General features: G+C 68.8%; 19 protein-coding genes. 15 read left to right on the forward strand and 4 right to left on the reverse strand.

Annotated elements, in window-relative coordinates; all coding sequences use genetic code 11:
- Nucleotide 1: 1 nt before the first annotated feature.
- On the reverse strand, nt 2-556 hold the full coding sequence (locus OG293_RS01810; RefSeq protein WP_405996960.1) for a PadR family transcriptional regulator: 555 nt from the start codon (nt 554-556) through the stop codon (nt 2-4).
- A gap of 713 nt (nt 557-1,269) precedes the next feature.
- On the opposite strand from OG293_RS01810, the gene OG293_RS01815 reads away from it, so the two are divergent.
- The 5 genes from OG293_RS01815 to OG293_RS01835 all read left to right on the forward strand — a co-directional run bounded on the left by OG293_RS01815 (nt 1,270) and on the right by OG293_RS01835 (nt 5,598).
- Nucleotides 1,270-2,076, forward strand: coding sequence for an IclR family transcriptional regulator (locus OG293_RS01815; protein ID WP_405996961.1), 807 nt, complete (start codon nt 1,270-1,272; stop codon nt 2,074-2,076).
- Between the two features lie 278 nt (nt 2,077-2,354).
- Nucleotides 2,355-2,747: a hypothetical protein gene (locus OG293_RS01820; protein ID WP_405996962.1), complete on the forward strand. Its 393-nt coding sequence runs from the start codon at nt 2,355-2,357 to the stop codon at nt 2,745-2,747.
- Nucleotides 2,744-3,421 (forward strand): VOC family protein, encoded by a 678-nt coding sequence (locus OG293_RS01825; RefSeq protein WP_405996963.1) that lies wholly within the window; start codon nt 2,744-2,746, stop codon nt 3,419-3,421. The genes OG293_RS01820 and OG293_RS01825 overlap by 4 nt, the downstream gene beginning before the upstream one ends.
- Before the next feature lie 317 nt (nt 3,422-3,738).
- Nucleotides 3,739-4,536 carry a polysaccharide deacetylase family protein gene (locus OG293_RS01830; protein WP_405996964.1) on the forward strand — a complete coding sequence of 266 codons (798 nt, stop codon included), beginning with the start codon at nt 3,739-3,741 and terminating at the stop codon, nt 4,534-4,536.
- 513 nt (nt 4,537-5,049) lie between these two features.
- Nucleotides 5,050-5,598 (forward strand): dihydrofolate reductase family protein, encoded by a 549-nt coding sequence (locus OG293_RS01835; RefSeq protein ID WP_405996965.1) that lies wholly within the window; start codon nt 5,050-5,052, stop codon nt 5,596-5,598.
- 154 nt (nt 5,599-5,752) lie between these two features.
- Here the strand turns inward: OG293_RS01835 and OG293_RS01840 are convergent, their stop codons facing one another.
- The 3 genes from OG293_RS01840 to OG293_RS01850 form a co-directional block, all read right to left on the reverse strand.
- Nucleotides 5,753-6,445: a YoaK family protein gene (locus OG293_RS01840; protein WP_405996966.1), complete on the reverse strand. Its 693-nt coding sequence runs from the start codon at nt 6,443-6,445 to the stop codon at nt 5,753-5,755.
- A 636-nt stretch (nt 6,446-7,081) separates the two neighbouring features.
- Nucleotides 7,082-8,440 (reverse strand): hypothetical protein, encoded by a 1,359-nt coding sequence (locus tag OG293_RS01845; protein ID WP_405996967.1) that lies wholly within the window; start codon nt 8,438-8,440, stop codon nt 7,082-7,084.
- Between the two features lie 13 nt (nt 8,441-8,453).
- Nucleotides 8,454-9,188, reverse strand: coding sequence for a class I SAM-dependent methyltransferase (locus OG293_RS01850; RefSeq protein ID WP_405996968.1), 735 nt, complete (start codon nt 9,186-9,188; stop codon nt 8,454-8,456).
- Between the two features lie 527 nt (nt 9,189-9,715).
- On the opposite strand from OG293_RS01850, the gene OG293_RS01855 reads away from it, so the two are divergent.
- The 10 genes from OG293_RS01855 to OG293_RS01900 are packed head-to-tail and all read left to right on the forward strand — an operon-like array spanning nt 9,716 to nt 19,977.
- Complete coding sequence (locus OG293_RS01855) at nt 9,716-10,798, forward strand: N-acetylneuraminate synthase family protein (RefSeq protein WP_405996969.1); 1,083 nt, start codon at nt 9,716-9,718, stop codon at nt 10,796-10,798.
- Nucleotides 10,788-11,603 carry an SDR family oxidoreductase gene (locus OG293_RS01860; protein WP_405996970.1) on the forward strand — a complete coding sequence of 272 codons (816 nt, stop codon included), beginning with the start codon at nt 10,788-10,790 and terminating at the stop codon, nt 11,601-11,603. The genes OG293_RS01855 and OG293_RS01860 overlap by 11 nt, the downstream gene beginning before the upstream one ends.
- Before the next feature lie 25 nt (nt 11,604-11,628).
- A complete protein-coding gene (locus OG293_RS01865; protein ID WP_405996971.1) occupies nt 11,629-13,545 on the forward strand; it encodes a transketolase C-terminal domain-containing protein in 1,917 nt (638 codons plus the stop codon).
- 24 nt (nt 13,546-13,569) lie between these two features.
- Nucleotides 13,570-14,244 carry an RraA family protein gene (locus tag OG293_RS01870; RefSeq protein ID WP_405996972.1) on the forward strand — a complete coding sequence of 225 codons (675 nt, stop codon included), beginning with the start codon at nt 13,570-13,572 and terminating at the stop codon, nt 14,242-14,244.
- Nucleotides 14,244-15,137, forward strand: a complete 894-nt coding sequence (rfbD, locus tag OG293_RS01875; protein ID WP_405996973.1) for a dTDP-4-dehydrorhamnose reductase — start codon at nt 14,244-14,246, stop codon at nt 15,135-15,137. Before OG293_RS01870 ends, rfbD begins: the two co-directional genes overlap by 1 nt.
- Before the next feature lie 38 nt (nt 15,138-15,175).
- On the forward strand, nt 15,176-16,504 hold the full coding sequence (locus OG293_RS01880) for a D-arabinono-1,4-lactone oxidase (RefSeq protein ID WP_405996974.1): 1,329 nt from the start codon (nt 15,176-15,178) through the stop codon (nt 16,502-16,504).
- Nucleotides 16,501-17,166: an HAD family hydrolase gene (locus OG293_RS01885; RefSeq protein WP_405996975.1), complete on the forward strand. Its 666-nt coding sequence runs from the start codon at nt 16,501-16,503 to the stop codon at nt 17,164-17,166. Before OG293_RS01880 ends, OG293_RS01885 begins: the two co-directional genes overlap by 4 nt.
- On the forward strand, nt 17,163-18,143 hold the full coding sequence (locus OG293_RS01890; protein WP_405996976.1) for a branched-chain amino acid transaminase: 981 nt from the start codon (nt 17,163-17,165) through the stop codon (nt 18,141-18,143). The genes OG293_RS01885 and OG293_RS01890 overlap by 4 nt, the downstream gene beginning before the upstream one ends.
- Nucleotides 18,140-19,135 carry a quinone oxidoreductase family protein gene (locus OG293_RS01895; protein WP_405996977.1) on the forward strand — a complete coding sequence of 332 codons (996 nt, stop codon included), beginning with the start codon at nt 18,140-18,142 and terminating at the stop codon, nt 19,133-19,135. The genes OG293_RS01890 and OG293_RS01895 overlap by 4 nt, the downstream gene beginning before the upstream one ends.
- Nucleotides 19,132-19,977 (forward strand): aldo/keto reductase, encoded by an 846-nt coding sequence (locus OG293_RS01900; RefSeq protein ID WP_405996978.1) that lies wholly within the window; start codon nt 19,132-19,134, stop codon nt 19,975-19,977. The genes OG293_RS01895 and OG293_RS01900 overlap by 4 nt, the downstream gene beginning before the upstream one ends.
- The last annotated feature ends 9 nt before the right edge of the window (nt 19,978-19,986 follow it).

The following is a 19,986-nucleotide window of genomic DNA, read 5'->3' on the forward strand; positions in this document are numbered from 1 at the left end:
GTCATGACGCGCCCAGCCGGTGGACGGTGGCGAGTACGTCGTCGAGCCAGGCGATCGTCATCCGCTCGTATGCGATGCCGCCGCGCAGCACGACATGCTGCAGTTCCTGACCGGCGTCGGGCGGTGCGGGGGCCTCGGGCCCGGTGAAGTCACGCAGTTCCCCGGCGAGGTAGTGCGCAAGCCTGTCGCTGTGCAGCCGGTGGTGGCGCTCGATCTCGCGGATCAGCCCGGTGGGGTCGCCGAAGGCCGCGCCGCGGATCTTCACGGCGAGGTCGTGCCGGACGCTCTCGGGTTCGATCGGCTCGTGCAGCCACTGGGAGAGGGCGGCGCGGCCGGGGCCTGCGACCGAGTACTCCTTCTTGTCCGGACGGCTCTGCTGCGGCACCTCGCGGACGGCGAGCATGCCGTCGCTCTCCATGCGCTTGAGGACGCGGTAGATCTGCTGATGGGTGGCGGTCCAGAAGTAACCGATGGACCGGTCGAAGCGCCGGGCCAGTTCGTAGCCGGAGCCCGGCTTCTCCAGCAGAGAGACAAGGATCGCGTGTTCGAGCGCCATACCCCGATCCTTCTATGCAACTCGTTGCATAGACAAGCGGCAGCGCCCGGGAGAGACGCGGCTCACCCGGCGCGGCCGGCGGGGGCAACTCGCTCGTCACGTCCGAGTGGATCGTCAAGGCGCAGGATCCACCTGGGGCGTGGGGCGGCCGGCCAGGCGATGGCAGGGTGAACTCCCGCTCGGCGCCCATCACTTCGGCCCTCCGACCGCGCGAGATGACCGCGCCACGGCGTCTGCCAGGCGGCGGCGACGCTCCGGGGCATGTTCCCTGGCGGCAACCGAGATGTGGGCAAGATCTCACGCCGTCTGGCCCGCTTGCGTTCGTGATCGTCGCCGTATGTACTGGCCGCGCCCTCCAGGGATCGGCTCGCAACGTCGGCGGAGGGGAGACCGTCGGACGAGGCGTCGAACGGGATCGTCTGCGCATACCCGATCGCGGTACCCAATCGAATGTGCGGCACGGCCAGGGGGATGTGTCACGGTGCCGCCGTTCTCGCCCGAGCTCTCGCGACCATGGCCGTCAACTGCGGTGAGCACGGAATCGACGCCGAACGGAGCGGCGCCGGTGATGCCAACTGCCCAGCACCTTTCCTTCCTCATGGAAGGGGGCGGCTCATGCCTTGTGCGAACGACACATCCCGAACTTCCGTCAACGGCACGCGCATTCACCTCCCGCGCCCGGAGAACGGAAGGCAGTGAAAGGACCCTCCAAGATGCACCGAGAGTCGGCCGTTCCGGCGGACGAACGGTCCGTTGTCGGGCGAGCCATGCGCGTTCTCGCGGCCTTCAACGCCGACAAGCCCCTGCTCACGGCGAGCGACCTCAGCCGGCGGTCCGGGCTCCCGATCGCCACCGCCCACCGGCTTGCGACGAAACTGGTGGCCCTCGGTGCGCTGGAGCGGCGCAGTGAGGGCCGGTACTGCGTCGGCCTCCGGCTGTGGCAGATGACGTGCCTCGCACCACCGTCGATCCTGCGTCAGGCCGCCCTGCCGCATCTGTTACGACTGTCCGTACAGACACGCTCGGCGGTTCTGTTCGCCGTCCGCGACGGAGCCGAGATGGTGTACGTCGAGGTCATCCCCGGTCCTCTCAACCCCGCCGAGTTGCCGCGCCCGGGGACGCGCAGCGGCCTGGGCGGCAGCGGGACGGGGATGACCCTGCTGGCCCATGCGGACGAGACGACCCGGCGCGAGGTGGCCTCACAGCCGTCGGCCGACGAGGCAGCCGTGCGCGAGTGCCTCGCGCGGGTGCGCAGTACGGGGTACGCAGTGGTCGGGGGAAGGCCGCTCGAGGCCACCACCGAAGTCGCCGCCGCGGTCCGCGACGCCGAGCACACGGTTTTCGCCGCCGTGGGAGTGGCGAGCGTGACAAGTCAGGTGCGGCTTCCGGGTGTCGTCGATGTGGTGCTCCGTGCCGCCGAAGCGCTCTCCGGCAAGGACTACCGACAGGCACCGCCCCGCGTCAATCCGGCGCTCCGCAACGCGGTGCCATGCGAGGTGACGCGGTGCCATGCGAGGTGACCCGGGCTCGACGTCCTGACCAGCCATTTCGCAGTCGCTGCCCCGCCGGGGCACCACGAGTCGTACGGGTGTGCTCCCGCTCTCGCGAGCATGGGGAACGCCCTGCCTTCCCACCCATTGAGAATGCCGGTTGCTGCTTCAGCACACCGTGAAGAAACTGAGTCGGCACCGACTCCGAAGCAGACCCTCGCTTTGCTCACCACTGCGCTGGGTGTGCGGCCTTCCGTGAAAGGCAACGGAATTGACCTGTCACCTTCGCAACGACTAGGAGGGTCCTGGTGACTTCTCACCCTCCCGCACGCGCGGTCGTCCGCTGCCTCGGCAACGTCTCACTGATGGGGCGCGGGAGCCCGGTGAGGCGATGGCGGGCGGGCAAAGCCCGTGATCTGTTTCTGTACTTACTCGTCAACCGTGGCCGGCCGGTCGACCGTGACGAACTGCACGGCGCCCTGTGGCCGGACCGGGAGAGGTCCCCCAGGGAACAGCAGGACTGGCTGCGGTCGCTGGCTCTGGGAGCCGCCGACTACCTGCTGCAGGACGCAGTGTGCCGGGACGATCTTCTCCTGGTCACCGGAACACCCGCGTACCACGGGGGCATGTCGGGGCTCGTGAAGAACGCCCTCGACTCCTACAGCATGTGCCCCTCGCATGCGCTGGACGGTGCCGGATGATGCGTATCGACCATGTGCTGATCGGCACGCGGACGATCGAGCCACTGCGTGAACTGCTGTGGGAGCGGTACGGCTTCGGCATCACCGACGGCAGCCCCAACCCGGACGGCACGGCGAGCTGGGTGGTTCCCTTCGACACGCCGGACGTCCAGTATCTGGAACTGCTCGTCGTCGATGACGAGCGGAAGCTGGCCGGGAGCGACTTCGGACAGCTCTTCCTCGAACGAACGGCGGAGGGGCCGGCCTTCCTCAACTGGGCCGTGCTCACCGAAGACATCGAGAACACCGCGCGCCGGGTGCAGCAGATCACCGGGGCCGATCCGGAACTGTTGCGCGGGGAGTCCGTCCGCGCCGACGGCCGGCGGGTGCCGTGGGCGGAGGCCGCGTTCGAGCTGTCGTGGTGCAGCCGGGTGCTGCCGTTCTTCCAGAGCTACGGCGAGCCCGAGGCGCGCGCGGAACGGGTGGCGGGCGACCTCGCGGACGCGGGACACCGGGTGTGTCCGCTGTCGTTGCAGCGCCTGGTGACCGGCGCCGCACGGGAACAGGAGTGGGCCGAGCGGTGGCCGGGGCTCGCGGGGGCCACCACGGTCACCGTCGATCCCGCCGCGGGCCGCGGGCTCGCCGCGGTGCACATCGACACCGCCGAGGGCGAGACAGTGGTGCGGCTGGCGTGATCCCGGACAACCGGCTTCCCGGCGGGAGGAGTTCCCGCCGAGGTGTCCCAAGGGCCAGGTCGGCCGCGGCCCGGTCGTGACCGGCGACGGCACGAGACGCCTCACAGACCCGGTTGCCGGGCAGTGACACATCACCCCACTGCCCAACATCCTCGCGCCCGCTACCCCACCCGGTCCGTCTCTCGCGCACGGGCCGGCGTTCCGCTACGACGCGGCGGAATTGTGCCCGATCGGTAACAGCCGGATCCTTCTCCGCCCCTGCTCCGTCCTCCCGAGTGGGAAAGCGGGTTTTCGCGGTGTGAATGCTGGGGGCGGACATGAGGCGGAGCGGGACGCAAGCGACAAACGGCCGTGTGCTGGCGGCGGCGATCGTGGTGGCGGCGGTAACCGCCACCGCCGCGGCGTTGACCTCGCAGTCCGTTCCCGCCGAGGACGGGCCGGCCGCTCCTGCGAGGCCGAGGCCGATCTCGGACCAGACGTCCCTGCCCGACCCGAGGCTCCCCGCGCCACTGGTCAGCATGGATATCGCCCATGCGTCCGACAAGGGCCCCAAGGGCGTCAACATCACGATAGACGACGGCCCGGCCCTTACGTGGACCCCGCAGGTCCTCCATGTCCTCAAGGAGAACGGCGTGAAGGCGACCTTCTGCATGGTCGGCACTCAGGCCCTGGCATACCCGGACCTGGTCAAAGCCGTGGTCGCCGACGGTCATCGGCTCTGCGACCACTCCGTCTCCCACGACACGACGATGGGCACCGGCTCACGTACCTATCAGGCCACGGAGATCCTCGACGCCGAGCGGATGATCACCACAGCGTCGGGAGGCACGGCTCCCCTCTACTACCGCGCCCCCGGAGGTGCCTTCACTCCGTACAGCCGTCAGCTCGCCGCCTCGCGGGGCATGCGGCCGCTGGGCTGGAACGTGGACTCCAAGGACTTCAAGCAGCCGGGCTCGGCCGCGTTGGTCGAAACGGTCAAGAGGGAGATCACCAACGGCCCGACCGTCCTCTTCCACGACGCGGGCGGCGACCGCAGCCAGACGGTCGAGGCGCTGCGCCAGATCCTGCCGTGGCTGAAGCAGCAGGGGTACACCTTTGGATTCCCTGTGCGCTGAGGCCCAGGACATCGGACTCACTGCCCGGCTCCCGCGGCGGACGAGACAACCTCATTCCGCTTGACCGGTCATCGCCCGGCCCTCGGAAAGGAGTTGGAGGGCGACGCCCCGCAGGGCTCGTATTGCTCTTTCGGCCGACAACCCGTCGTCCAGTTCCTCCTCGCGGCTGCCCACGGCATGTGGCGGACCCGCCCCACTCCGGGAAGGTGCACATGCGCGCCGGCAAGATGCGTGCCGACGAGTCGGACATCGACACCTCTCTCGTACATGGCCTGATTGCCACGCAGTTTCCGCAGTGGGCGGGACCTTCCCGTCGAGCCGGTCAACTCCGCCGGTACATCCAATGCCATGTACCGGCTGGGCGAGGATTCTCTGCAGATGCCGACCGCGGGCACGCGCTGCATCCCCGGCGCGCCACGCGTATTCGCCCCCAGGGGCGCCAAGGTCCACGCCGATCGATGATTTCGCGGCGATGATGAGGTCTTCTTGGCAACATCGACGCGGAGGTGCGGAGTGGGAGCAATCCATGTGCACGAATTCATGAGCCTCGACGGTGTGATCGACGCACCGACGTGGACGTTCGACTACGGCTTCGACCCCGGGATGGGTGAAGCCATCGGTGCCGTCACGCAGCGGTGCCGAGGTGTTCTGCTCGGACGCACCACCTACGAGATGTTCGAACCGGCGTGGTCGACGCGGACCGTGGAGGACGATCCGGGGGCTCCGTTCTTCAACGACACCACCAAGTACGTCGTCTCCGGGACACTCCAGGAGGCGACCTGGAGAAACTCGAAGATCATCGGCCCGTACGACGCAGACGCGATCCGCAGCCTCAAGGACGGGGTCGACGGCGACCTCTACGTCAGCGGCAGCGGCACCCTGGTCCGGGCGATGCTCGCGGACGGCCTGGTCGACGAGTTGCATCTGTTCGTCTACCCGCTCACCCGCGGGTCCGGTCCCCGCCTCTTCCCCGAGGATGCCTCACCCGGAAAGCTCTCTCTTGCGACCTGTGAGTCGTACGAGAACGGTGTGGCGTACCTGGCCTACCGGCCACAGGCATGAGCCTGGCCGGTCGGGAATGACCACGTGACGCTGGGCGGGAGCGGGCTCCTGCCCAGCCCGGTCTGAGACGGTGCGGCGGGGCTCATCCGGCCGCGCCCGTTCAGGTCGGGCTCTGGGGCCCGTTCAGGTCGGGCTCTGGGACAGCGGCGCGCTGCTATGCCGACGGCTCGGGGTCCGTGGGAGGCCGGTAGCGCGGTTGGATGAGGTGCAGTCCCGACAGTGCCAGTACTGCCGCGGCCACGGCGATCAGCGCGCGCCCGGTGCCCCACGGAACCATGAGTGTGCCCAGGGCACCGCCCAGGACCATGGCGCCGACTGTCGCGCTCAGACGGATACGCGCGCGTCGCTGGAGCGCCGCCTGTTCGTCGGCCGGTACCCGTAGTTGTGTCACCACATCCGCGAGCAGCCGCACCAGGGACATCTGGACAAGAAGGGTCGGCATGCCCGGCACCGACGCGCGCAGCACGGCGGCGGCCCGCATCCCCATGGCGCATGCGACGAGCGCGATGGCCGCCAGATCCGGATCGTGAGTGAGGGAGCCCGTCCCGTGGCGCACCAGGGCCACGGTCCCCGCCGCCCCGAGGAGTACGGCCTCGCCCGCCAGTGCCGCCGGGAACCACCGGCGCCCCCGTGCGACGAGACTACGGTCCGCCAAAGAGGCCACGGCAACCCCGGCCGCGAACATCGTCAGGGCAACTGTGGGCCGGGCGACAGGGATCTGCCCCTCCCCGGCCAGCGCGAAGGAGAGGAACAGCACGTTGCCCGTCGCGAGTGCGGCGAACACGTGCCCCATGGTCAGGAACGTGATCGCGTCGACCGCCCCCGCGACCACGGTGAGCGCCGCCATGACCAAGGTTGCACGGAACTCGCTCGGCTCAACAGGTTCTGAGGAAACGGAACTTTCGGGCATGAGCAAGTCTGAGCAGACCGCGGCCCCGACAGACCAACGCGACGGCGACACGCGGTCGAATACCACCGTCTGCCCCTGCCTGCCCTGCCTGCCCCTGCCTGCCGGCAGCGTCGTCCATCTGCGGATCCACCGCGCGCGAGGCGGGTACCCGCCGGCACGGCGGACCGTGACCCGGTGACCGGCTCCAGGGTCGTATTCCGGCCTTCGGTGGCACTGCGTCCGGCAGGTCGCTCACGGCCCGCCCGTATCGTCCGGCCAGACGCCGATGTGGTCCTGTTCCAACTCCAGCGCGACCCGTTCGGCCATCCCCGCGGAAAAGGAGAAGCGTCGGGACGGAGTCGGCACGAAGACCTCCGACGCGCTGCGGCCTTCCGGGACCGCACCGCACGGAGGTCTTCGTGGCGACCGCGGCACCGCTCCGCCGCCCCTGCCCATCGGCGCTTGGCGTGTAAGGAGCCGGTCAGGCAGCCTGGTTCGTTCAGAGGCCGGTCAGGCAGCCTGGTTCGGTCAGAAGCCGGTCAGGCAGCCTGTTTCGTTCAGAGGCCGCTCAGGCGACCGGCTCCCAGGGCGACGTCATCCCGGGTAGTAGAAGATCCCGGTGGTGTGAGCGGCCGCCGCGCCCATGCGGATGACCGGGTCGTCGGAATTCTTCGGGACCGCCCTGATGTGCGATCCGGCGTATCCCGACGGGGTGAGGAAGGCGTCCCACACCGCAGTCCACGGTTCCACCTCCCGTGTCACCGGATTGATGATCGGCTCGTCCCGCGGGACCACACGTCGCTGCACGATGTCGCCACGGGCGACGCCGGTGCGCAACGCCTGCTGCCACTGCTGGTCCTCCGTCAACCATCCGACGACAATGCCCGCGCCTCCGTAGGCCAGAGATGGCTTGAGGATCAGTTCCGCCCGGTGATCCCGGCAGTACTCGAAGAGATCCACCTTCTCTCCGTCGACCTCCGAGGGGGCCTCGGAGAGGATCCGGGTCCAGGGCATGACCCGGTCGACGAGAGCCGTCTCCTGAGTGGTGAGCCGCTGCCGGAACCGGTCGTCGGCCAGGAGCGCCAGGGCGCCCTTGTTGTTGATCAGCTGGCTCTCCAGGCCGGTCCACAGGACCACCCTGCCCTCTTCGTGGGCACGGAAGATCGGCTCGACCGAACGTTCACCGTCCGGTCGCTCAGCCAGTTCGTTGTCACTGAAGTAACGCAGCACAACATCGATCGGGCGCCCGTGAAGATACAGCCGGCCGCCCTTCTCGCGTATCTGGCTCACTTCACCGAGAACGACCTCCAAGCCCAGGTTCTGCATCATCTCCTGGAAGGCGAGCACCAGATGCAGGAAGCGCGGAAGCCCGTCGTCGGGGTCGACGAAGGCCACCACGGGGTCCGCACCGCCCGTCAGCGGGGCGGCGATCTCCCGCAGGGTCTCCGCGATGCGCCGGCCCGTGTGGACATAGTCCAGGCCGTGTTCACCGGCAAAGTCACGGAACGCGCCGACGCGCAGAAGGGCGTCCGAGACCTGCGCGCGGTCGGTGCCGCCCATCGCGCTGCCGATGTTGAACTCCAGCACCTTGAACGAGTCGCCGTCGTGGTACAGATCGGCCCGCCCGGTCAGTGCGGGGCGCCGTCCGGCGAAGGGCCGCAGGTACCGGATGCGCTGCTCGTCGATGCCGACGGAGGCGCAGTACCGGTCGAGGTCGCCGTCGAACATCCGCTCCGGCAGGTCCGCCAGCAGGTCGAAGAGTCCGGTCAGGTCCTTGGTGAGGCCGTCCAGTTCCCGCTTCGAGGCGAAGAGCGCCCGCGGCAGCAGCCTCTCACCGTACGCCGCGTTGAACTTCTCCCCGAGCAGCCCCTGCGCTTCGTTCATCATGTGCAGCAGGTCGCTGTCGCCGTTCAGACAGCGCTGATTGAAATCTTGCGTGACCAGATCCGTCACAAGTTCCCCCTTTTCAGCTCGGCCGAGGCCTGGCGGCAATCCATCGCTGGTCATCAGTGAGGAACCGGTCGAAGACGAGGCCGGCGGCGGTGAGCTCCCGCTCCAGCCGGTCGTCGTCCAGGTGGCGTGTCTGGTATGAGTGCGTCCAGACGGAGTCTCCGACTCGGTACTCGACGCTCGCCGACACCAGGCCGGGTGCGGGGCGACTCAGCTCGCGCATGCTGATCCGGTGCCCGAGTTCATTGGTGCGCTCATAGGTGGAGGCCGTGTCGTGCCAGCCGGGCGTATGGCGCTCGAGGACCACATATCCGTTGTCGCGGACGTGGGTACGGCAGGTACGCAGGAAGCCTCGCATCAGATCCTCGTCGGGGATCTCGACGAGAAAGGACATCAGAGTCACGATGTCGAAAGTCGAGTGGAGCAAGAGCGTTTCGATCGGTGAGCAGACCGTTTCGGCTCCCTTGATGTGAGCCAGCATGTCCGGTGACTCATCGACCGCAACGACCTTGTACCCGAGCTCCACCAACGGGTGGGTGACCCGACCCGTACCGGCGCCCAATTCAAGAATGTCGGCACCTTGTGGTGCAAGACTCTGGACAATCTCCGGCTCTCCGCGCGCGCGGAGCAACGCATAAAACTCAACGGGGCAGCCGTCGGGTGTGATTGGTCCGGGACCGGTGCCCTGCATGTACGGTAGCTGAGGCATGCAGCCATCTGAACTGCATCCACCTCGCCCTGTCAACCCCATACTTGCGAGGTTCGCTTAACCCTGCGAGACAGGGCGCGAATCAGGCGCGGTTGGCAGAATCCTTTCGGGTGGCGACCCGCCAATCGGTAGCCGTCATTCCGAATTGCACCGCGGGCGAAGGCTTTTCGGCCACACGATCGATGGTTCAGCAACCGAGCAGGTCACATGGGCCGAATAGAGCCGTAGGGAGGTTCGCGTTTGCCTTCTCCCCCTGCCCGGGCAAGGCGACACACCGCGCCGATCCAGCCAATCCAGCTCCGGCGACACATCCGAGTCCGCGTTCGCAGGCCGCCGACGCCATTGGCAGAAAGTTCTTGCCGACGGACTATTTCGCATGCCACGATGATTGAGCCTCGCAGCGGTGAACTCCACCGTGCCCCTGACATCGCCCCTTATCCGCAGCGATCTGAAGAGCAGTCAGATGGACCGACCCCAGACTGGGATATGCGAGGTTTCGGGAGACCGAATCATGCGTCAGCGCTTGAATGTTGCCTCCACTCTGAGCAGTGAAAGGACCGTGCACGAGCATGCGCAAATTCGAGATATCCAACCGGACCGTCACGGATGACAGCGAGGCCTATCTCATCGCCGAGATCGGGCACAACCACGAGGGCAGCCTCGAAAAGGCGGAGGAGCTGTTCCGCAGGGCGGCAGCGGCCGGCGCTTCGGCCGTAAAGCTCCAGAAGCGCGACAACAAGACGCTGTTCACCCGTGAGATGTACGAGAAGCCGTACACCGGGAGGAACAGCTTCGGCCCGACCTACGGCGCTCACCGCGAGTTCCTTGAGTTCGGAAAGCATGAGTATCAGCGACTCGCCCAGCTCGCAACCGAGTTAGGCGTGGACTTCTTCTCCACCGCATTCGACATTCCCTCGGTGGACTTCCTGGTCGACGTGGGCATCCCCGCCATCAAGATCGCTTCCGCGGACGTGACCAACACGCCCCTGCTGACCTATGCCGCCAAGACCGCGAAGTCCCTGGTCGTGAGCACTGGTGGCGCCACGATGGACGAGGTCAGGCGAGCGGTCGACACCATCCTTCCGCTCAACGAGCGGCTGGCGCTGCTGCAGTGCACCGCTGTGTATCCGGCAGCCCCGTCCGACCTCAATCTCTCGGTCATCGAGACCTACCGCCGGGAGTTCCCCGACGTGGTCATCGGATTCTCCGGCCACGACCTGGGCAATGAGGCGAGCTGCCTGGCCTACACCCTGGGCGCCCGCGTGATCGAGAAGCACTTCACCCTCGACCAGTCCAGCCCCGGCAGTGATCACCATTTCTCGCTCGATCCGGCGTTGCTGGAAGATCTGGCCGTCTCACTCCAGCGGGTCCGGCAGTCCCTCGGCTCTCCGGAGAAGGCGTGCAGCGAGCGTGAAGCCCCCGCGGTGCGCAAGATGGCCAAGAAACTGGTGGCCGCCCGCGATCTGCCGGCCGGCCACACCCTCACTGCCGACGACATTGCGTGCAAGTCGCCGGGCGACGGCATGAAGCCCTACCGACTCGAAGAACTGCTGGGGCGGAAACTGCGCGAGCCGCTGTCCACCGATGGCGCGTTCGCCCTCGATCTGCTGGTCGGCGCCGCCACCGACAGTGGCTCGCAGAATGCGCGCTGACTCCGCCCTCACCGGACAGACCGCCGTGGTCACCGGCGTGTGCGGCCGGCTCGGGCAGGTGTGGACCAAGGCGTTGCTCCGAGCGGGAGCCGATGTCCTCGGACTCGACCTCCGCGAGCCCGAGGGGCCGGTGGCCAAGGAACTCTCCGCGTGCGGCGACGAGGAGTCCCGCCGGTTCGTCTTCCACCGAGCTGACGTCACCGACCGCGCCGGCCTGCGGGACGCCCTCGGCCACTGCCTCGACGTACTCGACGCACCCACCGTGCTGGTCAACAACGCAGGGATCGACCAGCCACCTTCCGCCGAGAGCGGCAGCTGGACCTTCGAGAACGTCCCCGACGAACGATCGGCCGCCGTGCTCGACGTGAATGCAGCCGGAGTGCTGCGCACCTGCCAGGTGTTCGGCTCGGACATGGCCGGGCGAGGCCGTGGTTCGGTCATCAACATCGGCTCGATGTACGGGACCGTGGCGCCCGATCCGCGCTTCTACGACCACATCGAACTGACCCCGCCGTTCCTCAAACCTCCCGCCTACGGCATGTCCAAAGCCGGAGTCGCGGCCCTGACCCGCTATCTCGCCGTCCTGTGGGGCCCGAGCGGGGTCCGGGTCAACACCCTCGCGCCCGGCGGTGTGCTGGGCGGGCAGGACGCCGCCTTCCGCGAGAAGTTCGCCGCACGGGTGCCCATGGGGCGTATGGCCGAGGAGGAGGACCTGACCGGGCCGTTGCTGTTCCTCGCCTCCGACATGAGCCGGTACGTCACCGGTACCGAGCTCACCGTCGACGGCGGCTTCGTGTGCTGGTGATCGCCATTGACCGACGGAGAATGCCATGACCACCACGCTCCACTGGGTGCGCACCCCGGAGTTCACCCGCATATGTGACGGGATCACCGACCCCTACGACCGCACACGCGCCTTCGCCGCCCTCAGCAGGATCAACACGCTTTACATGATCGTGCGGGCCGGCTCGGGCCACCTGGGATCCAGTTTCAGCGCCGCCGACATCGTCGCCCACCTCCATCTCCATGAGATGCGTGCGCCCTTCGAGGAGGGAGGGGACCTCTACTTCTCCTCCAAGGGGCACGACGCACCCGGGCTGTACGCGTCCCTGATCGGCCTGGGAGCCCTCGACGAAGGGCTGACGCACGCATTGCGCCGTATCGACGGGCTCCCCGGGCACCCCGATGTGGGCACCCCGCACATGCCCTTCAACACGGGCTCGCTCGGAATGGGCATCTCCAAGGCCAAGGGCCTGATCCTCGCCGACCGGCTGCACGGCCGCGGCCGTCGTGTCCATGTCCTCACCGGGGACGGCGAGTTGCAGGAGGGACAGAACTGGGAAGCGCTCGCCGGTGCCGTCCACCACGGGATGCACGAACTGACGGTGATCGTCGACCACAACAAGATCCAGTCCGACACATGGGTCTCCCGGGTCAGTGACCTCGGGGACCTGGAGGCGAAGTTCCGCTCCTTCGGCTGGGGGGTCGTGCGCTGCGACGGCAACGACCCGATGGAGCTGGAATCCGCATTCCGCAAGCGCGCCGACAGCTTCCCCGACGGTCCCGGCGTGATCATCGCCGATACGGTCAAGGGGGCGGGCTGCAGGACGTTCGCCGCCACGACCTCCATGCGTGAGGGCGAGCACATGTACCGCTACCACAGCGGCGCGCCCTCCCGCGCGGACTACGAGGCCGCACATGCCGAACTCGTCGACTCGGTCAACGAGTTGCTGCTGCGGCACGGGCAGGAGCCGCTCGCTCTTACCTCGGTGGAGCACGAGCCCGTACCCGCACCGAGGGCGGCGGCGCGGAGACTGCCGCAGGTGTACGGCGAAGCGCTGGCCGAGCTGGCGGGACGCGATCCGCGTGTCGTCGCGCTCGACGCGGACCTCGTGCTCGACACCGGGCTCATCCCGTTCTCGGAACAGTTCCCCGAACGGTTCTTCGAGTTCGGGATCGCCGAGCAGGACATGGTGTCGGCGGCCGGCGGCCTCGCCGCTGGAGGAGCGGTGCCATTTGTGCACTCCTTCTCCTGCTTCCTGCACTCCCGCCCCAACGAGCAGATCTACAACAACGCGACCGAAGGCCGCCGGGTCGTCTACGCGGGCTCACTCGCGGGCCTGCTGCCCGCCGCGCCCGGACACTCCCACCAGGCAGTACGGGACATCAGCGCACTCGGCGCCGTTCCGGGGCTCCTGATCCTCGAACCGGCCAACGCCGACGAGGTCAGGAGTGCCGTCGACTTCTGTGCGACGTCGCAGGAGAGCGTCTATCTCCGGCTCGTCAGCGCCCCCGTACGGGCCGAGGTGGATGCACTTCCCACCGTGCCCCTGAGCGTCGGCCGCGGGCATGTCGTACGGCGGGGCGGGCGCACCGTCGCCATCGGATCGGGACCCGTGGTCCTCGCCCAGCTTCTCGGCGCAGCCGAACTGCTGGCCGCCGACGGCATCGATCTGACCGTGGTCAACCTGCCGTGGCTCAACCGCGTCGATCCCGCCTGGCTCGCGGGCCTTGCCGAAGGCGCCGACACCCTGACCGTCGTCGAGAATCACTACACACACGGCGGTCAGGCCGACACCGTGAGCCGCGCCCTGCTCGAAGCCGGGCTGCCCGCCATGCCCCGCTTCCGGGGCCTCGGCCTGAGCGAGGTGCCGCGCTGCGGTACCGAGGCAGAGGCGCTGGCCGCCCACAGCCTGGACTCCGCATCACTCGCCGCGGCCCTGTGCAGCGGCGCCCCCACCCACTGAAACCCGAACAGGGAGCACACACCCATGGAAACGGTCCGCAACGCACTCGTGCGACCGCCTGCCGGCACCATCGAGGCGTTCCGCGAGGTGCTGAAGGAGTACAGCCCCAGCTGCCTGGTCACCGACGCCCGCCGCCGCGTCGGCGCGATCGGCGGCTTCCAGACCGTGCGCCACGAGCACAAGGTCGTCGGCCCGGCCCTCACCGTGAACCTGTCCATCGACGACCTGGTCGACTGCATGCCCGTGCTCGCCTCCGCCGAGCCCGGCGACATCGTCGTGGTCGCCTGCCACGGCACTCCGCTGACCGCCATGTGGGGCGGTCTGATGTCCACGCTCTCGCTCAAGGCCGGGATCGCCGCCGGGATCGTCGACGGAGCCGTGCGGGACGTCGATGAGATCCGCGACCTGGAGTTCCCGCTCTGGTACCGCTCCACCGTGCCGCGGCCCTCCCCCACCGCCGTCCACGACCGCACCGAGCCCGTCCAGGTCAATGTGCCCGTCGTCGTCGGCGGACAGGTGATCAACCCGGGCGACATCCTGGTCGCGGACGAGAACGGCATCGCGGTGGTGCCCCCCGAGCTCGCGGACGACGTGCTCGAAGGCACCCGCCTCAACATCGGCAAGGAGCGCACCATCCGGGAAAAGATCTCCTCCGGTGCGACCGTGACCGAGCTGCTCGCCGAGTTCGGACACCTTTAATGGATACGCCCACCGCCGTCCGGCGGCTGTATCTGACCGGTGGCGACGGAATGCTGGGCACCGCCCTGACGGCCGCTCTGGCCGCCGACCCGGCCACGTCCCACTGGCCGGTGCGGGGTGTCAGTGTCAAGGACTTCGACATCGGCGACGGTGGGGCCGTGCGCGACGACATCGAGGCGTTCCGTCCCGATGTCGTCGTGCACACCGCGGCGCACGCGGTCGTCGACGACTGCGAGACGAACCCGGCCCTCGCGCTGCGCGTCAATGTCGCGGGCGTGCACAACGTCGTCGACGCGTGCCGGCGCACCGGCGCCCGTCTGGTGTACATCTCCAGCGACTACGTCTTCGACGGCGACGCCCCTCCTCGCGGCGGCTATCGTGAGAGCGACCTGCCCAATCCGCTCAACGTGTACGGGCTGACCAAGCTGGCCGGCGAGCGCACCGGAGCTCTGCTCGGGGCGGACGCGCTCAATGTCCGCACCTCCTGGCTGTTCGGTGGCACCGACGAACGTGTCGACCCGGTGCTGGCCGCACTCCGGCTCGCCCGCAACGGCGAGCCCGCGGCACTTGTCGCCGACCAGTACAGCCTGCCGACGTACACCGCCGACCTCGCTCGGGGGCTGGTGTTCCTGCTCACCCGCCGCGAGCCGGTGAGCGGCACGGTCCATGTGGCCAATGCGGGCTCGGCCAGCTGGTACGACGTCGGACTCGCCCTGTGCTCCCTGGTTCCGCAGGTGCCCGAGCCGAAGCCGCTCGCCATGGTGGAGTGCGGCTTCGTCGGCCGACGGCCCCGCGACTCGACGCTGGCCACCGCACGGCTCTCCGCCCTCGGGCTGACCCTGCCGCACTGGCGGGACGGCCTGGAGCGGTTCTGCGCCGGGCACCCGTTCTAGGGCCTCGATCCACACGAAGAAACGAAGAGAGGAATACGGTGCTGCGACCCAACAGGCGCATCTGGAGCACCTGGTCGGGCACGGCCGGCTGTCTGCCGGCGCAACTGGCCGCGCCCACCAGCGAAGACGAGATCGCGGAGGCGGTACGGGCGGCGGTGCGCAACGGACTCAACGTGCGCACCGCCGGCACCGGACATTCCTTCAACCGGCTGGTGACGACGCCCGGCGCACTGCTCGACCTCACGTCGTACAAGGGCGTCGTCGCCGTCGACCGTGTCGCCGGGGAGGTCACGGTCCGGGCCGGTACCCGGATCGGTGAGCTGTGCCGCGTACTCGACCGCGACGGCCTCGCCCTGGCGAACATAGGCACCCTCGCCGACCAGACGATCGCGGGCGCGCTGTCCACGGGCAACCACGGCACGGGACTGGCTCATCCGCCGCTGTCGGGGCAGGTGGCGCGCCTTCGCCTGCTGACGGCCGACGGGAACGTGCTCACGGTGGGCCCGGACGACGACCCCGATCTGTGGGGAGGCGTACGCACGGCGCTGGGCACCCTCGGCGTACTGACGACGGTCACCCTGCGGTGCGTACCTCAATTCAATCTGCGCCACCGGGTCGACTCCGCGCCCTTGCAGGAGCTGTTGGAACGCTTCGGCGCCTGGGCCGGTGAGAGCGAACACCCCAGCCTGAACTGGCAGCCCTGGACCGACCGCGTGACCCTGCGCTCCATCGACCGCACGGACGCCCCCTCGACACCGCGTGCCTCGGCCCGACGCCTTGCGGCCACTCTCGACGAGGTGCGCTGCGGGTTCACCGGACAGGTCGCCCGCGTCGGTGGTGCGCGCACGGTGCCCGCACTCACCGCCGGCCTGGGAGGGCTTGGCCCCACCAGCCCGTACGTCGACGCGAGCCATCGGGTCTTCACCTTCCCCCAGCCGGTTCGGTTCCTCGCCATGGAGCACGCGCTTCCGCTGGAGCGCACTGCCGACGCTCTGCGCGAACTGCGTCCGGCACTGCGCCGGCTGGGCATGCACTCGCCGTACTCCGTGCTGGTGCGTGTGGGAGCCGGGGACGACGTGCTCCTCAGCCCAGCCCACGGGCGGGCGACCGGGTACGTCAACCTCACGGTGCCACGCACGGTGGGCCACCTGGAGATTCTGCGGATCGCCGAGCACATCCTGCGCGGCCACGACGCCCGCCCGCACTGGGGCAAGGCACACACGGCGACCGCCGAAGTCCTCGCCCCCCGCTATCCGCGCTGGAAGGACTTCCGGCGCATCCGCGCCGTGCTCGACCCGGAGGGGACATTCTCCAACGAGTACACGGACAAGGTCCTCGGTCCCGTCGACGCGGCGGACCGCCGGTGAGGCCCCTGGTCCCGGCAGCGGTCCTGTTCGACTTCGACGGGCTGATCTGCGACACCGAGCGCGCCGGACACCGTGCCTGGCAGGAGCTGTATGCCGAGCACGGCCTGCACTTCCCACCGGCGCTGTGGCAGTCGATGGTCGGACGCCACGGCGGCGAACACCTCGCCGTGGAGGACCTGACACGGTCGCTGGCCGGGGACGTGGATGCCGCCGCGCTCGCTGCGCGCCGCAGACGGCGCAAGGACGAGCTGTGCGAGGCGGAACCGCTCCGCCCGGGCGTACTCGCACTCCTCCACGAGGCAGCGGACGGCGGCATACCGGCCGTCGTCGTCTCCAGCGCTTCGAGCACCTGGGTGACTGGACACCTCGAACGCCTCGGTGTACTGGGCCGGTTCGCGTTCCTGATCACCGGCGACCTGACGGAACGCCACAAACCCCATCCCGACCTGTACCAACTCGCGCTGCGCCGGCTCGGTTGCCGCCCCGGTGACGCCCTCGCCTTCGAGGACTCACCCGTCGGGGTGCGCGCGGCCCGCGCCGCCGGATTGCCGTGTGTCGCCGTCGCCAATGCCGTCGTCGACCCCGCCGAACTCGCGGGCGCCGACACCGTACTGCCCTCGCTGGCCGACTACACCCTCACCCCCGAAGGGAGCCCCGCATGACCACCCTCCCTGACACCGTTTCCGGTTCCGATGCGCTCGCAAGCACCGACGCCGGACACCCCGAGTGGATCTGGCGCTCCGGCTCGCTCGTCCCCTGGGACGAGGCCCGCGTCCATGTCAACGCGGTCGGCCACGCCTCCGTCGCCGCCGTCTTCGAAGGCATCAAGGCCTACCGCGCCGCGGACGGCCGGCGGCTGCTGGTCTTCCGGCTCGACGACCATCTGCGCCGCCTGGTCGATTCCGCGCGGATCTGCCGTCTCTCCCTCCCCTGCGACGCCGAGACGCTGCACCGGGCGACCGTGGATCTGCTGTCGGCCAACGACTACCGGCAGGACACCTATCTGCGTCCGTGGGCCTACCCCGGCGGCATCGTCAGGGAACAGATGGTTCCCGCGGGAGCGCCGTGCGAGGTGATCATCGACTCCTGGCCGTTCAGTACCTCGCTCGACACCTCCCGGGGCTGCCGTGCCGGAGTCAGCTCCTGGCAACGCGTCCCGGATGCGGCGATGCCACCGCGCGTCAAAGCCTTCTCGAACTACCACAACGGCCGACTCGCCCTGATGGAGGCCCGTGAGAACGGCCACGACTGGCCCGTCATGCTGAACGAGCGACACAAGGTCAGTGAAGGCGCCGCCGCCTGTATCGCGCTCGTACGCGACGGAGTCGTCAGTACTCCTTCGCTGAGCAGCGGCGTCCTTCCCGGCATCACCCGCGACACCGCCATCACCCTGCTGCGCGCCCTCGGAATTCCCGTCGAGGAGCGTGAAGTCGACCGCAGCGAGCTCTATCTGGCGGACGAGATCTTCTTCATGGGCACCGCCTGGGAGGTCCTGCCTGTGACGACCATCGATGGACTCGCGGTCGGCGACGGCACCCCGGGGCAGGTCACGCGGAGGCTGTCGCAGGCCTACCGTGCGCTGGTCAGAGGCGAGGACGACCGCTTTCCGCAATGGATCACCGAGGTGCCGCTGTCATGAGAGCCGTGGTGGTACGTGACTATGGCGGCCCGGACGTGCTGCGCACGGAACGGCTGAAGGACCCGGAACCGGGCCCGGGCGAGCTGCTCGTCCGCGTCGAAGCCGCCGGGGTCAACTACATCGACGTGTACCGGCGCTCCGGTGTCTACCGGGGCGAGCTGCCCTTCGTACCGGGCGCGGAAGCGGCGGGCACGGTGGCCCGGACAGGAGAAGGCGTCACGGACTTCGCCCCCGGGGACCGGGTCGCCTGGGCCAATCAGCCCGGTGGCTATGCCGAACTGGCCGTCGTCCCCGCTCATCGTGGAGTGCCCGTGCCCGAGGGGCTGCCCCCGGCCACCGCCGCCGCCGTGCTGCTGCAGGGCATGACCGCGCACTATCTGACGCACGACACCCACCCGGTACGTCCCGGCGACACCGTCCTGGTGCATGCCGCAGCGGGAGGTATGGGGTTGCTGCTCACTCAGATGGTCCGGCTGCGCGGCGGACGTGTGATCGGTACGGTGTCGAGCGAGGTGAAGCAGCGCACGGCACTGGACGCCGGGGCGTGGCAGGTTCTGCGCCACGGTGAGCACGACATCGCCGCCGCCGTGCGAGAACTGACGGACGGCAAAGGTGTGGCAGCGGTGTACGACGGAGTCGGCGCCCCCACCTTCGACGCGAGCCTCGGCGCTCTGAGACCGCGCGGCACGCTCGCGCTCTTCGGCCAGGCGGGTGGGCCCGTACCGCCCGTCGATCCGCAGCGGCTCAATACCGCGGGGTCGGTTTTCCTCACCCGGCCAAATCTCGACCACCACATCATGACCAGGGATGAACTGTCCCGGCGTGCCACCGATGTGTTTACGTGGACGGCTGCGGGACATATCGACGTCCACATAGGCGGCAGGTACCCCCTGGAAGAGGCGGCGCGGGCGCACACAGCACTTGAGAGCCGGACCTCCACCGGGAAGCTCTTGCTCACCACCGAGAATCACAGGAACGGACATACGTCATGAGCGACCGGAACACCTTCTCCATCGGCGGCGATCTGACGGTCAGCCGTCTCGGTTTCGGGGCGATGCGGCTCACCGGGGACCTCAACTGGGGCCTGCCCGCGGACCCCGAGAGCGCCCTGAAGGTGGCCCGACGCGTCGTCGAACTCGGCATCAACTTCATCGACACCGCCGACGCGTACGGCCCGGGCACCAACGAGGAACAGCTCGCCGAGGCGCTCCACCCCTACCCTGACGACCTGGTCATCGGCACCAAGGCCGGTCAGAGCCGGCCCTCCGCACGGGAGTGGAAGCCGTTGGGCCGCCCCGAGTACCTGCGCCAGCAGTGCGAGTTGAGTCTGCGGCGGCTGCGCGTCGAGTGCATCGACCTCTACCAGCTGCACCGTATCGACCCGCAGGTGCCGACGGCGGATCAGTTCGGCGCACTCGCCCAGCTCCAGCAGGAGGGCAAGATCCGACACATCGGGCTGTCCGAAGTCACCGTCGAGCAGCTGGAAGAGGCCCGCGACACCATCGACGTCGTCAGCGTGCAGAACCTCTTCAACCTGACCGACCGCCACCACGAGCCGGTGCTCGACTACTGCACGCTCAACGACATCGCGTTCATTCCGTGGCTGCCCATCGCCCGCGGCGAGCATGCGCTGCCCGGCAGCCCGGTGGCGGACGTCGCCGGCGATCTGGGGGCCACCCCCGCGCAGGTGGCACTCGCCTGGCTCCTGCACCGCTCGCCCGTGGTGATCCCGATCCCCGGCACCTCCAGCATCGCCCACTTGGAGGAGAACGCCCGCGCCACGGAGATCGAACTCACCGACGAGCAGTTCGAGCGCCTCAACCGTCTCGCCTGACCGCCCTGA

Origin of the sequence: Streptomyces sp. NBC_00829 (assembly GCF_045161795.1) — a bacterium.
Lineage (GTDB): Bacteria > Actinomycetota > Actinomycetes > Streptomycetales > Streptomycetaceae > Streptomyces.